A 277-nucleotide genomic window follows, 5' to 3' on the forward strand; every position below is an offset into this window, starting at 1 on the left:
GTGCACGAAAATTCCCCGGTACGCCTTGCCCTGCATCTGTTTCACGTAGCGCAACGGTCATTTCAAGACCCTTATCGGGCTGCATCTCGTCTGTGCTCCAGCGTATCTTTTCCGCACTGTTAGGTTTAAGGAAAGTGGCATCATCAGTAGTCCGTTTTTGGAAACCCAGACCGATATGACTTGTCGTCGAAGATGAATCACCAGACGGCGGTATAATAAGCTTAGGTGAGCTTGATGATGCATTTCCGGTCAGAGTGGTATCAATCCAACTGATGCC

Annotated in this window: 1 protein-coding gene; it reads right to left on the reverse strand. The window is 49.1% G+C overall.

Annotated features, from left to right (window positions below; genetic code table 11):
* The coding region (locus FN960_RS23970; RefSeq protein WP_143850804.1) for a fimbrial protein at positions 1-277 on the reverse strand (277 nt) is incomplete at both ends.

This window comes from Alkalicoccobacillus porphyridii (assembly GCF_007293315.1).
GTDB lineage: Bacteria > Bacillota > Bacilli > Bacillales > Bacillaceae_D > Alkalicoccobacillus > Alkalicoccobacillus porphyridii.